Annotated in this window: 13 protein-coding genes; 6 read left to right on the plus strand and 7 right to left on the minus strand. The window is 43.0% G+C overall.

Annotated features, from left to right (window positions below; translation table 11 throughout):
* Positions 1 to 15: 15 nt before the first annotated feature.
* Positions 16 to 615, minus strand: a complete 600-nt coding sequence (locus QM738_RS22475) for a DUF6436 domain-containing protein (RefSeq protein WP_462279010.1) — start codon at positions 613 to 615, stop codon at positions 16 to 18.
* Positions 616 to 920: 305 nt separating this feature from the next.
* Here QM738_RS22475 and QM738_RS22480 point away from each other — a divergent pair, with 305 nt between their 5' ends.
* The 3 genes from QM738_RS22480 to QM738_RS22490 all read left to right on the plus strand — a co-directional run bounded on the left by QM738_RS22480 (position 921) and on the right by QM738_RS22490 (position 4,403).
* Positions 921 to 1,466, plus strand: a complete 546-nt coding sequence (locus QM738_RS22480; RefSeq protein WP_462279011.1) for a hypothetical protein — start codon at positions 921 to 923, stop codon at positions 1,464 to 1,466.
* Positions 1,467 to 1,488: 22 nt separating this feature from the next.
* Positions 1,489 to 3,291 (plus strand): response regulator, encoded by a 1,803-nt coding sequence (locus QM738_RS22485; protein WP_462279012.1) that lies wholly within the window; start codon positions 1,489 to 1,491, stop codon positions 3,289 to 3,291.
* Positions 3,292 to 3,392: 101 nt separating this feature from the next.
* Complete coding sequence (locus QM738_RS22490) at positions 3,393 to 4,403, plus strand: metal-dependent hydrolase (RefSeq protein WP_462279013.1); 1,011 nt, start codon at positions 3,393 to 3,395, stop codon at positions 4,401 to 4,403.
* Positions 4,404 to 4,405: 2 nt separating this feature from the next.
* On the opposite strand, the gene cls is transcribed toward QM738_RS22490, so the two are convergent.
* From cls to QM738_RS22510, 4 genes are all read right to left on the minus strand, one after another.
* Positions 4,406 to 5,848 (minus strand): cardiolipin synthase, encoded by a 1,443-nt coding sequence (cls, locus tag QM738_RS22495; RefSeq protein WP_462279014.1) that lies wholly within the window; start codon positions 5,846 to 5,848, stop codon positions 4,406 to 4,408.
* A 68-nt stretch (positions 5,849 to 5,916) separates the two neighbouring features.
* Positions 5,917 to 6,450: an OmpH/Skp family outer membrane protein gene (locus tag QM738_RS22500; protein WP_462279015.1), complete on the minus strand. Its 534-nt coding sequence runs from the start codon at positions 6,448 to 6,450 to the stop codon at positions 5,917 to 5,919.
* A 160-nt stretch (positions 6,451 to 6,610) separates the two neighbouring features.
* Positions 6,611 to 8,497, minus strand: a complete 1,887-nt coding sequence (locus tag QM738_RS22505) for a carboxypeptidase-like regulatory domain-containing protein (protein ID WP_462279016.1) — start codon at positions 8,495 to 8,497, stop codon at positions 6,611 to 6,613.
* A gap of 107 nt (positions 8,498 to 8,604) precedes the next feature.
* Complete coding sequence (locus QM738_RS22510) at positions 8,605 to 8,826, minus strand: hypothetical protein (protein WP_462279017.1); 222 nt, start codon at positions 8,824 to 8,826, stop codon at positions 8,605 to 8,607.
* A gap of 247 nt (positions 8,827 to 9,073) precedes the next feature.
* Between QM738_RS22510 and QM738_RS22515 the strand changes: the two genes are divergently transcribed.
* Both QM738_RS22515 and QM738_RS22520 read left to right on the plus strand, forming a co-directional pair.
* Complete coding sequence (locus QM738_RS22515) at positions 9,074 to 10,246, plus strand: MFS transporter (RefSeq protein ID WP_462279018.1); 1,173 nt, start codon at positions 9,074 to 9,076, stop codon at positions 10,244 to 10,246.
* Between the two features lie 90 nt (positions 10,247 to 10,336).
* A complete protein-coding gene (locus QM738_RS22520; RefSeq protein WP_462279019.1) occupies positions 10,337 to 10,894 on the plus strand; it encodes a hypothetical protein in 558 nt (185 codons plus the stop codon).
* Positions 10,895 to 10,965: 71 nt separating this feature from the next.
* Here the strand turns inward: QM738_RS22520 and QM738_RS22525 are convergent, their stop codons facing one another.
* Positions 10,966 to 12,033 (minus strand): hypothetical protein, encoded by a 1,068-nt coding sequence (locus QM738_RS22525; protein ID WP_462279020.1) that lies wholly within the window; start codon positions 12,031 to 12,033, stop codon positions 10,966 to 10,968.
* 357 nt (positions 12,034 to 12,390) lie between these two features.
* Between QM738_RS22525 and QM738_RS22530 the strand changes: the two genes are divergently transcribed.
* On the plus strand, positions 12,391 to 13,260 hold the full coding sequence (locus QM738_RS22530) for a L,D-transpeptidase (protein WP_462279021.1): 870 nt from the start codon (positions 12,391 to 12,393) through the stop codon (positions 13,258 to 13,260).
* A 1-nt stretch (position 13,261) separates the two neighbouring features.
* On the opposite strand, the gene QM738_RS22535 is transcribed toward QM738_RS22530, so the two are convergent.
* A complete protein-coding gene (locus tag QM738_RS22535; protein ID WP_462279022.1) occupies positions 13,262 to 13,447 on the minus strand; it encodes a Thivi_2564 family membrane protein in 186 nt (61 codons plus the stop codon).
* Positions 13,448 to 13,479: the final 32 nt, after the last annotated feature.

Genomic DNA, 13,479 nt, shown 5'->3' on the forward strand with positions numbered 1-13,479 from the left:
AAGGATATAGGAATATTATTTTTTACAGCCCGGCAGCGAACAGCCATAGGCCGTTAATGCATACTGGTTAAAAGCAGGTTGCTGCCTGCTGGCCAGTAATGAATCGATCGCTATCTGCGCATAATTACTTTTTTTATCGGTGCAATACCGTGCACGGTTATAATTGCCACGGTAATACAATGTCTGATCCTCTGTAAGCAATACCGCCTGCGGTGTTGAGTATACGCCGCATATACCGGCAAGTGATGTATCAAATAACACCGGTATTGTTAAGCCGTATTTTTCTTTTATTACTGCTTCGGTATAGCTTTTATCTTTTGTCTGCACCACCACTGCAAAATTTATTTTATCGCCGTAAGTATCTGCCAATGTTTTAAAATGCGGAATATTAAAACGGGAACAGGGACAATCAGGATTAAAGAAATGCAGGAACACCGGTGCTTTTTTTCCGGGATTGAATGCTTTGCTGATATCAATATGCTCGCCGGTTTGTACGGCATGATATTGCGCAGGCTTTGGTGTGGGCAGGCTGTAACGCCATTCGGTATACCAGAATAAACTGCAGATACCGGCAAAGGATAAACACAGCACTGCTATGGCAATTAGTTTTTTCATAGGTCAACAAGAGGCAATAAAAACAGGTGGCTGCCTGTAAATAAGGAGGTCATTGGTTTGGTTTTACTAATAAGGATATTATCAACGGTAAAAGAACACATTAATTATAAAGACGCCTATGGGACAAACTATCAAAAAGTTGTAGAAAGCTTTCTACTAATTTAAAAACGGGCAAAGTTTTTATAATGCCGTACAATTTTATACAGTTATAATGAGTTTAGCAATTGCCGGTATTGGTTATAGTGATCATTAACGGCACTCATAAAACCCTAAACTGTTGCAAGGCCTGGCCAATAACTGATCCCATGAAGACCGTTTTACCTGAAAAGATCGATATCTACCTTACTGTAAACCAAGAGGCGATTGAAGAGCACTTCAATAAGAACGACCCATCTCCATTTTACAAGCGCCAGCTCAGTCACGAGTTTGAAGAATATATCAACCGCATTAAAGCACCCGCCAGAAGATTTACTGTAATAGAATATAAGATAACCTGCAAAAGCGATAGCGACCGCCAGTACACCGAACCACTGATGTATGCCATCAGGCGTCATTTTTCCAATGTAATGCTTGCCAAGCAGGGAGAATTTGAACGGTTTAAAAGGCGCAACTACATTGTACTTTTCCTGGGACTGAGCATTGTATTATTATCGCACATCCTGATACCGATGATAATAAAAGACAGTGGCGGTGTGGAATCTGCAATACTGACCGGCATCGATATTTTCAGCTGGGTAATGATGTGGCAGCCTATTGACAACCTGTTGTTTCACTGGAACAGTCATTTAAAAGATATCAATACCATTAAAAAATTAACAGAAGCACCGGTGGTATACACTGACGAGCAATAATAAACTGAAGAAAACATCCTTTATGGAAATGATAACAAATATATTTTCTGATTCGATGACACTCTTTGTGTTGTCGGCTTTTAATACGGGCCTGCTGGTGGTGATCATTATAGCCATGATATTTATTCTGTATGGTTTTTATAGGGCCAATATTGCGGTATATACCAATAAGATGCAGGCCATGAACCAGCAGATAGAAGCCATGCAGCAGCACCTGGAATACGCCAGCCGCGAAGAAGCCAATGCCCGTGCTGATGCTAAAAGATCAGCAGCAGCAAGGGATCATTTACTTACATCGCTGAACCACGAGATCCGTACACCCATGAACGGAATACTGGGTATGGCCATATTACTGGAAGAGACCAGCCTGGACCCTGAACAAAAAGATTATATCGATACCATCATCAGTTCGGGTAAAATATTACTGAACAAAGTGGATGAAGTAATTGCCAACGACACACTGGAGCAATCGAAGATCAACCGTACCATTTCTGCTGCACAACAAAAAAATACCGACCTGGTGAACTGCGTGGAAGAAGTGATAGAAACCTTTGCCGTAAAAGCAGCAGCAAGATCCGTGGAACTATTGTATGCAATAGCCCATGATGTTCCACAGCAGGTAATGGCCGATAATAAAAGATTACAGCAGGTACTCACTAACCTGGCGGAAAATATCATGGAGAAAGGGAAACAGGTATTTATCGGCGTGAATATCATCAAACACAACAGCACGGGCATTGCACCTGTACTGGGCTTTACAGTGGCGGCAAAGCCATTCAGTGATGCTGCTGCAGCATTGTATTCGGGCAATACCTTACCCGAAAGCATAAACGAAAACAGGACAACGGCCCAATGGGGCCTCGATATCTGTAAAAAACTGGTGGATGAAATGGGCGGACAAATAAGAATGTCCGGCGAGCAAGGGGATGGTTTCATCTTCAGCATACCACTGCAGGCCGTTGAATTGCTGAATAATAACAGTACTGGCTACAGCCTGAAAGAACTGGAACAAAAAAATGTATTAGTAGTAAACAGTAATACTACTGCCGCCGGTATATTGCAAGACCAGTTACAGCAATGGAAATTACAGGCACAAACAGCAGCCAGCGGTAAAGAAGCACTGCAACTGGCCGCCACACAGGCATTCGATCTTATAATTGCAGATATGGACCTTACTGATATCACCGGCACCGACCTGGCTGCACAGGTAAAACAACAATACCCGCAGTTGCCATTTATATTACTGCATGCAGTAAATGATGATCGGTACAGGCAACATGCAATAGCGCAGGAAATAACAGCACTCAGCAAACCAATAAAACAGCACGTGTTGTTTGATAATATCCTCAGCAACCTGCGCCAGGTTAAAAAAGCCGGGCTGCCGCAGGAGGTATCTGTAAAAAAATTATCTACTGAATTTTCCAAAGCCTATCCGTTACGGATACTGATAGCCGAAGATAATCACGTGAACCAGAAATGGGCGATCAAGATATTGGATAAACTCGGTTATCAACCGGACATTGCCGATAACGGGCATATTGTACTGGACATGGTGGGCAAAACCAGCTACGACCTGATACTGATGGATGTGCAGATGCCGGAAATGGATGGATTAGAAGCCACAAAAATGATACGGGTATGTTTAAGTAAACAACCTGTTATTATTGCTATGACGGCCAACGTAATGCACGGCGACCGTATTGCCTGTATGCAGGCGGGCATGGATGATTATATCAGTAAGCCGGTACAATTAGCAGAGTTGGTAAACATGCTGGAAAAATGGGCGCTGGTGATAAGAGATAAAAAAACGGCAGGCATCAATTAAACTGTAACGCAATAAAAAAATAAAGGCTGATCATGATGTTCGGCCTTTATTGTATGGTATAATGCAGTGAAGGCTGTACCTTCAATTACCAAACTTAAACAATGGATTCTGTTACACATATAGCATTGGGCGCCTGTATGGGCGAAGCATTTGCAGGGCGTACGGTAGGAAAAAAAGCGATGCTCTGGGGCATACTGGCACAAAGTATTCCCGATATTGATTTCATCGCTTCCTTCTGGATGAAAACAACTGATGACCTGCTGACCCATCGTGGTTTTACACATTCCATTTTATTTGCGTTACTGGTAAGTGTGCCGATAGCAGCAGCAGCCAACCGCTTGCACCGGCCACATGATATTTCTTTTAAACGATGGCTGGCCTTTATCAGCAGCGCTGTACTGGTGCATATTTTTTTAGATGCTTTTAATAATTATGGCACCGGCTGGTTCGAACCATTCAGCCATGCCCGCATTTCCTTTAACAGCATTTATGTGGCCGATCCTTTCTTTTCATTTGGTCCCGGCATTGCGTTGATATTATTATGGATACTACGTAAAAAAAATACTGCAAGAAAATGGATCTGGCGCAGCGGACTTACATTGAGCTTTTTATACCTGGGATATTGTGTGATCAACAAATTCTCTGTTACATCCGAAACAAAAAAGATACTGGCTGCAAACAATATCCATTACAAACGTTTACTCACCACTCCTGCCCCGCTGCAAAGCTGGTTGTGGTTTGTAGTGGCCGAAACTGATTCAGGTTATTATACCGGTTACCGTTCCGTATTCGACAGAAAACCTTTGCTTGACCTGCATTACACACCCCAACACAATGAACTGTGTGCACAGGTAAGCAACCAGGATGATCTTAATAAACTCATCCGTTTTTCGCAACATTATTATACGCTGGAGCAACATGTTGATACCATTATTTTAAATGACCTGCGTTTTGGACAGATAACCGGCTGGAAAGATCCCACGCAGGGTTTTGTATTTTACTATTACCTGCAACCATCCGCGAGTAATGACCTGGTGGTGCAACGGGGCCGCTTTGCTAAATGGAACAGCGAATCATTTCATGCATTTATACAAAGAATAAAAGGGAATTGATATTATAATACAGGAGAAAATAAGCGGGCCAGTTTTTCGGGTAGCTGTACATAATAAGGCCTTGCAAGCCATTGTTGCTTATCGATCTTTTCTGCATGCTTGATATCTTCAAAAAACACATTGCGCATTTCAGCTGCAAACGCAGTATCATAGATCACCGCATTCACTTCAAAATTCAATTCAAAACTGCGGTAATCCATATTCGCAGTTCCCACTACAGAAAGCTTGCCATCCGCCACCATTGTTTTAGCATGGATAAAACCCTTTTTATACAGGTAGATCTCCACCCCTGTTTCCAGCAGCTTGGCATAGTAAGAGCGGGCCGCTGCATTTACAATTCTTGAATCACTTATACCAGGTACCAGCAGTTTTACTTTTAAACCACTTAATGCGGCTACACTTAATGCATCTAAAATACTGTCACCGGGAATAAAATAAGGTGTACTGATCAGTATCTCTTCCTGCGCCAAATAAATGGTTTGCAGAATGGAATAGAGTACCGAAGGATTAACCGAATCAGGACCGCCTGCAGCTACCTGCACATAACTGTTGCCATCGCCGCTTTTTAAATTATTAAAATACTGTCCCCCGCCGGGTAAAGCTTTTCCGCAGCAAAAACTCCAGTCCTCTAAAAAAAGATATTGCAGGTAAAATACCGCAGGGCCATCAATACGCACATGCGTATCCCGCCAGTATAATTTTGAAGCATTGTTATTTACATAACGGTCGCTTACATTAATGCCACCCACAAAAGCAGTGTGGCCATCTATCACCACTATCTTACGGTGATTGCGGTAGTTGATGCGGTTAGCCAGAATATAAAAACGTACTTTATAGAATGGATATATTTCAATCCCTGCTTCCCGCATCCGTTTTTCCAGTTTCTTTTTAATACTGGGGCTGCCAAAATCATCATATACAAAACGTACCTCCACTCCTTCCCTGGCTTTTTTTATCAGCAGTTCTATCAGTTCGCTGCCGGTGGTATCATATTCGTAAATGTAATACTCGATATGAATGTGATGTTTTGCTTCATTGATGGCACGGTGCATCTCCGGGAATTTCCGCTCCCCATTAATGAGCAGTTGCACTTTATTATTGCCGGTGAGCGGGCTGCCCAGGTCGTTCAGCAGCATATTGGCCAGTTCTTCATTCTGCTCAAATGATACATTCTTTTTGCCGGCAGTATTCATAAATTGCTGCAGCTCTTCCCTTACACCATGCAGCATATTACTACAGGTGAGCAGCTTTTTACTGTAGCGTCTTTTACGCCAGTAATTGATCCCGAATGTGCAGTAGAATACGATACCCGCCACGGGAATGAACAGGCAAAACAAAAGATAGGCAAGGGATTTATTGCTGCTGTTGGTCTCAAAGATGATGACCATGCATACTGCAACGAGTATGACCACATACAATAATATTCCAAAACTGGCCCATGTCATAAGCAATAGTTTTTATAGGAAGATGTGTTGAGTATTATCGTCCTATCTTCATGTATGCCTTACCGTTATTATTTAATCCCTGCAGTAGCGGTTTTAGGTAATGTTATCTTAAGTTTGGCAGCCACAGCCGTGATCATATCTTCACCGTCAGGTGCCACTAAAAATGCCTCCTTATTAAATACGTGTACGATGTTTTTTTCTTTGGCCACTGCTTTAATGGCGTCATAAGCCTTGCGGTAAATAGGGCCCAGCAAGGCATTGCGTTTACTTTCCATGGCCTGGTTCTGTATTTGTTCCCAGTTCTGTATCTGGTAGATCAGCATCGACAGATCATCAGCGGCCATTTTATGCACTGCAGCTGTTGTTTTCAGGGAGTCGTTATACAGGTTTAATTTAGCCTGGTAAGTGGTAGTAAGCATAGTATATTGCGGATTGAGTGTATCAGCCTGGTAACGCTGCATCAGCGAATCTATTTTACCGGTCTCGGGCATAATGGAAACGATAGCATCCACACTGATGTAACCGGTTTTACCCTGGGCAGAAGCGCCTTTTGCAAATACAATGCCGGCAAATATGCACAGCAATACAGTGATCTTCTTCATGATGTTAATTTTAAGGTTATGCAGGTCTTGTATCTTCAAATGTAAACTTATTTTTTTATTGTAATGCTCTTACAGCAAGGCTTCCCGGCGCTTTATTGAAGCTTTAACATAAAAAAAGCAGGCATCTTTCGATGCCTGCTGCAGGAGGGTATGGATCAATTTACCGGACCAGGACTACTTTTTCTGCGCCTGCTGTATTGTCTTTTGTGATGTAACGGATAAAATAGGTAGCCGATGGAAATGCGGAAAGATCAATTGAAAAAGTTCCTTTTTTATCTTTTGCTTCCATGCGCATCAATACTTTGCCTGTAAAATCTGCCACGTATATTTCCTGCAGGTCTTTATCGGTCTTTAATGTTACAGGACCGTTGGTGGGATTGGGATATACTTTTACTTTTTCAGTATTAGTATATACGGCAACCGGTACACTATCTTTTACTTTTTGTTCGCAGGTATTTACATAACACATCTGTTCTATCACCCTTTGCATCAGGTCGTTCAGCAATTCTACTTTAAATTCATCAGTGGTGGGTTTAATATGGCTGTTCCCGATACCACTATCGTCTGTTAAGAATAAATAAGTACCATTAGTGGCCAGCGCAATAGAACGCATAATAAATTCAGTTGCTTTATCGGTACCACTACAAGCTACGGGTACAATACGAATGCCTTTTGCAGCTGCATCAGTTATCAGTTGTGCCATTTCTATTTTTGCTTCATCGTGCGGCGGCGCATCCATCAATAAAAAAATGATCCTTGTTCTTGCATCGGCCGACCATTGCAGTTGCTGCGTTGCCACCTGCAATGCTTCTTTCAGTGCTTCGGGATAATCGCCACCGCCATCAGCATTCTGTTGTTTGATAAAATTCACCGTTTCGGAAATACCTTTAGTGAATGGCTGCATACGGGTTACATACGCATCTGTTTTATCGCGGTAAAAAACGGCGCCGGTATGCAGCTCCAGCGAAGGATCTTTTGATACCGATCTTTTGAGCACATCTTCCAGTTCATCTTTCAGGTAAGATATCTCATCCTGCATGCTGCCGGTGGCATCCACCACAAATGCGATCTGTACTTTATTGGATACTGCGCAGCTTTGGTTAATAATGGCACGATTGAGTCCCTGTGTAAAAGCTACTGCAGGATATTGCTTTGGTTCGTTCTTTACTGCAATAAAAACATCTTTATCCGTTACTATGCTGCTGAAACCATTCCACAATTCTGCTTTGCCGGTGTTATCAGTAACGGCGGTCCATAAAGTATCGCCATTTTTTTTGCTGATCAAATAAACTGTTTGCCCCACCACCGCTTTAAAATCATTATTCTGTAATTGAATACTGTACCGCTGTGTGGCATACAATCCCCATTTATCACTGTGTGCTTTAAATTCATTCTCGTTATAGTCCTCCCACATCTTCCACTTTTTAAAATCATTTACTTCACCGGCGGTAAGCAGTTTACTTTGCGATGAAGGAGTTTTATTCATTTCGCCACCGATCGCACTTTTTTCTGTAGTGTAACCGGGAGAAACGATCACACCACTTGCTTTGCCTTTCAGTCGGAAGTCAGCACCACTTGTTACAGCTACATCTCTTCTTACAAGTCCCATGCTGCTTACGGAGGCAGATGCACTGCTATATTCCATTTTCCTGGCGGTACCATAACCGGTCACTACAACTTCTTTTAATTCTTCAGCAGACCTCTTCATTACTACCACAATGTTTACAGCAGAATCTTTGATCTCTTTTTCTGTGATCGTTCTTTCAATTGTTGAAAAGCCGGTGGCATAAAATATAAGGGTTGACGAGGCGTATGGAATTTTAGCAGTGAATTTACCATCGGCAGTAACGCTCCACCCTATTTTTGACGATTTTAATTGCACTGTTGCAAAAGCTACCGGTGCACCTGTCTCATCAGTTATTCTACCAGACACCGTGATCTTTTGCGCACCTGCTGTAACGAATAAAAAAAAGAACAGGAACGTAACGGCCAACCGTTTTAAAAGAATAGTTTTATTTTTCGGGTAAATAGCAGTTATTACGGGCATAGACAATGATTTAAAGTAATGATTGTATATACCGGATGCTGCGGGTATTATTTTTACATAAACCCCTGGAAAAATTTAGTGAGCCGTAATTGAAAAGCAGATAGCGTTCAGAGTTTAACGCCTGTTTGTACCGGTGGACGTTTTAGCTGCAGCCCCTTACCCTTGGCAGTATCTCCCCTGCCGGGCCATATAATTTCCTGTTTTAAGGAAGGGTTGTCGGTTTTAACCGGTTTGGTTTTTCGGGCTTTGGTAACGGCCGGCGGTTTGGTTTGTGCCGATACAGCAAAGTGCATTACTGCAAAAAGCAGCAACAGTGTAAGTTTTTTCATTCATGGTGGCTTTAGGTTATAATAAACAGCGGAATAACAGCTAAAGATCCTAACGCCGCTTTTGCGTGAATTATTATGAAACAGGCAGGCGGCAAACAAATTTAAAAAAAAGCTTTTTGATTACATAGCAAAAAAACAATGCACCACATTATCTTTTTATTAATACAACTGTAATATTTTACTACACTTATATACATTGGCTGTAATATTTACAGATATTTGCAAAAAAATTAAGGGCGCCAGTTTCATGTTCAGAAAGTTACGATCATCACCACATCTTATTGTTGCCATCAACCTGTTGCTTATCACACTGGCGGTGAATGTATCGATGCCCCTCTTTAATGTATACGCTAAAGCAGCGCATTTAAATAATGTGCAGACCTCGCTGGTGTTTGCCGCTTATGTACTGGGTATGCTGCCCTGTTATATTTTCCTGGGTGGACTATCAGACAGGATGGGCAGAAAACCGGTATTGCTGGTAAGCGTATGTTGCGCTTTTATTGCAACCCTGATCATTACCCTGTGGCCCAACGTATGGGTACTGATCTTTGCCCGCTTCTTCCAGGGCGTGGGTGTAGGATTGGGTATGGGTGCGGGAACAGCTTATATCAGCGAACTATTACAGTCACGGGTACACGCAGCTGGCAAAGCTGCCGGACTGGCTTCCATTTTTACCGCTTTTGGTTTTGGCGGCGGCGCTCTTACCACCAGTATTTTTTTATTGATCCATTTTACCTGGGTGCCCCTTACCTATTATATTTTACTGGCGATCACTATTGCAGGCATAGCATGGTTATATAGTGCACCATCGCTTAAACCCATTGGTGGCAAGTTGATAAGGCTTCCTTATTTTCCGCATGGTTCATTGCCCGTAAATATTGCTATTGGTATCTGCTGGGCAGCCACCGGCATTGTTATCGCCATCATACCTGCACAGCTATCTAAATTTGGCTTTACGGCTTATGCCGGTATCTGTGTGGCCTGTGTAAACTGGAGCGGCGCATTCATTCAGCCATTGATAAGAAATATTCATCCTGTAAAATGTGTAAGGATCGGTTTAGTACTGGTACCCTTGGGATTTGCACTGGTGATACTCGGTTGCCACCTGGGCGAACTGGTCATCATTTTTTTAGGGACCATCATTGTAGGATTGGCTGCTTATGGTTTTTCGTACCTGGGCGGACTGGCGCTGGTGGCTGAACTCGGCGGCACACAAAAAGCAAGGGCGGTATCCGGTTATATGTTCTTTGGTTATGTGGGCTTTGGTATACCTGCTATCTGCCTGGGTTATTTTGCCGATCATTTTGGTATCATCAACGCATTGCTGTTATTTGAAGCCTGCATTATTGCAGTGAGTATATGGCTGGCGATCATTTTTTATAAAGCACGTACCAAAACGCAGGCTGTACCCGCTAACTGATCTTATGCTTCTTTCCAATAAACTCCGTGCATTCGTTTCCGGTTGTCATTTTTCTTTTCTATTTTGTTTGTCCTAACTAAAACTTCTTATATGAAAAAAACGATCGTTGGCGCCCTTGTTGGCGGCATTATTATTTTTGCATGGCAGTTCCTTACCTGGGGACCATTGAACCTGCACCACGCACAGCAACAGTATACGCCCAAGCAGGACAGCATTCTCTCCTACCTGGGTACACAGTTTAAAGAAGATGGCGCTTACATGATGCCCACATTTGCTCCCGGCACATCAAACGAAGTAATGGAAAAAGAAATGAAAGCAATGGAAGGCAAACCATGGGCACAGGTGGTATACCATAAAAGCATGCCCGGCATGAACCAGATGTTCATGAATATGGGCCGCAGCCTGCTGGTGGATATACTGGTGGTATGGCTGTTGTGCTGGCTGCTTACAAAGATCACAGCGCCTTCGTTCGGTACAGTTTTTTTGGGCACTATTGGTACCGGCATCATCGTTTTTTTGAACATACCTTATACCATGCATATATGGTACGGCAGCTTCGACCTGATGGCACATCTTACAGATGCACTGGTAAGCTGGGGCGTAACAGGGCTCTGGCTGGGTTGGTGGCTCACCCGCAGTAAAAAATGATCCCGCTTTTACACATAAAAAAAACAGGCAGCTTTCGCTGCCTGTTTTTTTATTTAATGAGATCACTATTCTTATTGATACTGAATATAACTTGGCTTGGGAGTGAATTTCAATAATTCTCCGGGAGTATACATGGTCCAGCTGCCTTTATTATCGTTCTTATAAAATAATTTAAACCCGGTGAACTGTACAGGCTCTTTATAGATGTACCGTAGGTAAGTGCCCTTCTTTAATATCTTATCGCCAAAACCATCCATATCCATTACCACCTGCACTTCGGGTACGATCTTTATTTTATCATAACCGGTAACCATCCCCTGCGTAAAGCGGTGTACGATCAATACTTTAGGCGGCAGGTTATTTTTGCGTACCAGGTCGGCTAAAAAATCAATGGCATCATTAATGTCATCCGAAGAAAAAGTGCCGATCTTGGAACCGGGCACTTCCCCGCCTTTCATTGAAAACTCAGGATCGATACCGAGATGTACATTGGGCATTGCCAGGTATTTTTCCAGCGTCGGCACTTCGGCCTTTACGGTGCTGTGGCCTACCTGTATGTCTACAAAAGTGAGTGCATTTATTTCTTTGGCCCAGCTCAGTATAGTATCGATCTGGTTGAATGGCATGCGCAAACGGTGTTTATTATCCTTGCCCGGGCGGCCCTGCGCAGTAATAGCAATGTAATGTAATGCAGGTATCACCGGTACCGAAGGATCAGCTTCTTGCCAGGCTGCCACTTCTCCCTGTAATTTCTTCAGCATGCTATCTTTGGGTAATTCACCCAGTATGCCCATTTGTTTCGAATACAGGTTACCGTAATAAGAGACGATCCGGTTATAAGGCAACAAAGCGCCTTTTAATGGATATACTGTTTTTACGGGCCATTTGCCTGTACTGTCGTGATTACTCAGCTCGATCATCCTGCTGTTATAATCCAGCGTGTCTACTTCACCGTTAGTAACGGCAACGGGAGCTGGAGGAGCAACACTGTCAGCTTTTTTTGCAGGAGGTACCACTTCGGTCAACAGGGGTTTGTCGTCTTTTACAACTGCATTGGCACTGGCGGCTTCATGGCAACCGGTGGCAGATAAAAATGCGGCGGCTGATAATACAACAGCAGCAAACATGGGTTGTTTCATAAGGTTAAACTGATAGAAAGGAGTCATAAATACAGGATATTAATTGCTTAGCAGGTACAAATATCTTTACAATAACGATATTGTTGTGTGAAGATTATGTAAATCCCCGCCTATTTGTTCACATTTTTGGCGCAGGCGCTCAATGAGTTAGCGGCAAAAAATCGATGTGAAGGGAAAATTCTTGTATTGTGGTCGGTGAGACACCGGCCAGGGGAAAATTCCGGTCGGTGGGACACCGATCGGGGGAGAGACAGACACAGGATGAGACGCCGATCAGGGATCTGCATCTTTAAGGCCATCTGAATGCTGGCACAGCCTTTGTAAAATTCAATAACAGGTCCGTTAAAGCACTACCTTATGAAATCATACAAGATCATTATCACAGCTATAGTTATATGCCTTACCTGCAGTTATTGTAATCAGCAGCAGCCGGCAACACCGGAAGTTAAAAACACGGTTGTAAAGCCTCCCAAAAAAAGAATAGCACCCTCCAATGTCAACTATCATTTTGAAAAAGCAAAGCAATGGATGCGATCCCATACCGGTGCGGCTGTAAACATTGCCGAAGCGGTGAACAGGATGGACAGCAGCCATCTTGCAAAGGCGGATTCCATACTGGTTCCGGGAGATCTGGGTGGCGATATTGAATTCTACCTCCCCTTTCCACTGGCTGTTCCTTCATTGAAAAATATTGATAAGATACTTGTCTTTTCATATCCTGCACAAAGTTTTGCCGCTTATGAAGCAGGCGAACTGGTATATGCAGGCCCTACCAATATGGGACGAAAGAGTGATCCCACGCCACCGGGATTGTACTATACCAACTGGAAAGCAGAAGAAACCACCAGTACTTTTAATGATGAATGGAACCTGCGCTGGAATTTTAATATTGAAAATAAACTGGGCATTGGTTTTCATCAATACGAACTGCCGGGCTATCCTGCATCACATTCCTGCCTGCGGTTGACGGAAAAAGATGCCCGTTTTTTATACAGCTGGGCCGATCAGTGGATATTAAAGAATGACAGTTTGCTGGCAAAAGGTACACCGGTGATCGTATTCGGTCAATATGATTTTGCAGCGGCAAAACCCTGGCTGCAATTAGCAGCCGATCCGCATGCACTCGACATCAGCACGTCATTGATGGATAAAGAAACAGCAGCTTTTATACCCGGTATTCTGCAGGAGCAGCAAAAACGTGCGGCAATTACTGCCGGTGCTAAATGATCTAAGTATGAAGGCGCAACAGGTCGTCCCACATACCAAATACTTTTAAAAGCCACACCACCACTACTATCACCACCACTGCATTCAGAATGTTTTTGATAGTGCCCTGCATGGGAATGTATTTATTGATCAGCCATAGTATCACACCAACGGCTATCAGTACCAGCACAATAATATAAAGCGGCATAATGATTATTTTAATGGTCAAAGAATACTTTG

This window comes from Ferruginibacter sp. (genome assembly GCF_049840995.1).
Lineage (GTDB): Bacteria > Bacteroidota > Bacteroidia > Chitinophagales > Chitinophagaceae > Ferruginibacter.

What these genes read in the sequence shown, in the direction of transcription:
- QM738_RS22505 (WP_462279016.1), bottom strand. Translation starts at nt 8,497, where the DNA reads ATGCCCGTAATAACTGCTATTTACCCGAAAAATAAAACTATTCTTTTA.
- QM738_RS22525 (WP_462279020.1), bottom strand. Translation starts at nt 12,033, where the DNA reads ATGAAACAACCCATGTTTGCTGCTGTTGTATTATCAGCCGCCGCATTT.
- QM738_RS22515 (WP_462279018.1), top strand. Translation starts at nt 9,074, where the DNA reads ATGTTCAGAAAGTTACGATCATCACCACATCTTATTGTTGCCATCAAC.
- QM738_RS22520 (WP_462279019.1), top strand. Translation starts at nt 10,337, where the DNA reads ATGAAAAAAACGATCGTTGGCGCCCTTGTTGGCGGCATTATTATTTTT.
- QM738_RS22500 (WP_462279015.1), bottom strand. Translation starts at nt 6,450, where the DNA reads ATGAAGAAGATCACTGTATTGCTGTGCATATTTGCCGGCATTGTATTT.
- QM738_RS22480 (WP_462279011.1), top strand. Translation starts at nt 921, where the DNA reads ATGAAGACCGTTTTACCTGAAAAGATCGATATCTACCTTACTGTAAAC.
- cls (WP_462279014.1), bottom strand. Translation starts at nt 5,848, where the DNA reads ATGACATGGGCCAGTTTTGGAATATTATTGTATGTGGTCATACTCGTT.
- QM738_RS22475 (WP_462279010.1), bottom strand. Translation starts at nt 615, where the DNA reads ATGAAAAAACTAATTGCCATAGCAGTGCTGTGTTTATCCTTTGCCGGT.
- QM738_RS22510 (WP_462279017.1), bottom strand. Translation starts at nt 8,826, where the DNA reads ATGAAAAAACTTACACTGTTGCTGCTTTTTGCAGTAATGCACTTTGCT.
- QM738_RS22490 (WP_462279013.1), top strand. Translation starts at nt 3,393, where the DNA reads ATGGATTCTGTTACACATATAGCATTGGGCGCCTGTATGGGCGAAGCA.
- QM738_RS22485 (WP_462279012.1), top strand. Translation starts at nt 1,489, where the DNA reads ATGGAAATGATAACAAATATATTTTCTGATTCGATGACACTCTTTGTG.
- QM738_RS22530 (WP_462279021.1), top strand. Translation starts at nt 12,391, where the DNA reads ATGAAATCATACAAGATCATTATCACAGCTATAGTTATATGCCTTACC.
- QM738_RS22535 (WP_462279022.1), bottom strand. Translation starts at nt 13,447, where the DNA reads ATGCCGCTTTATATTATTGTGCTGGTACTGATAGCCGTTGGTGTGATA.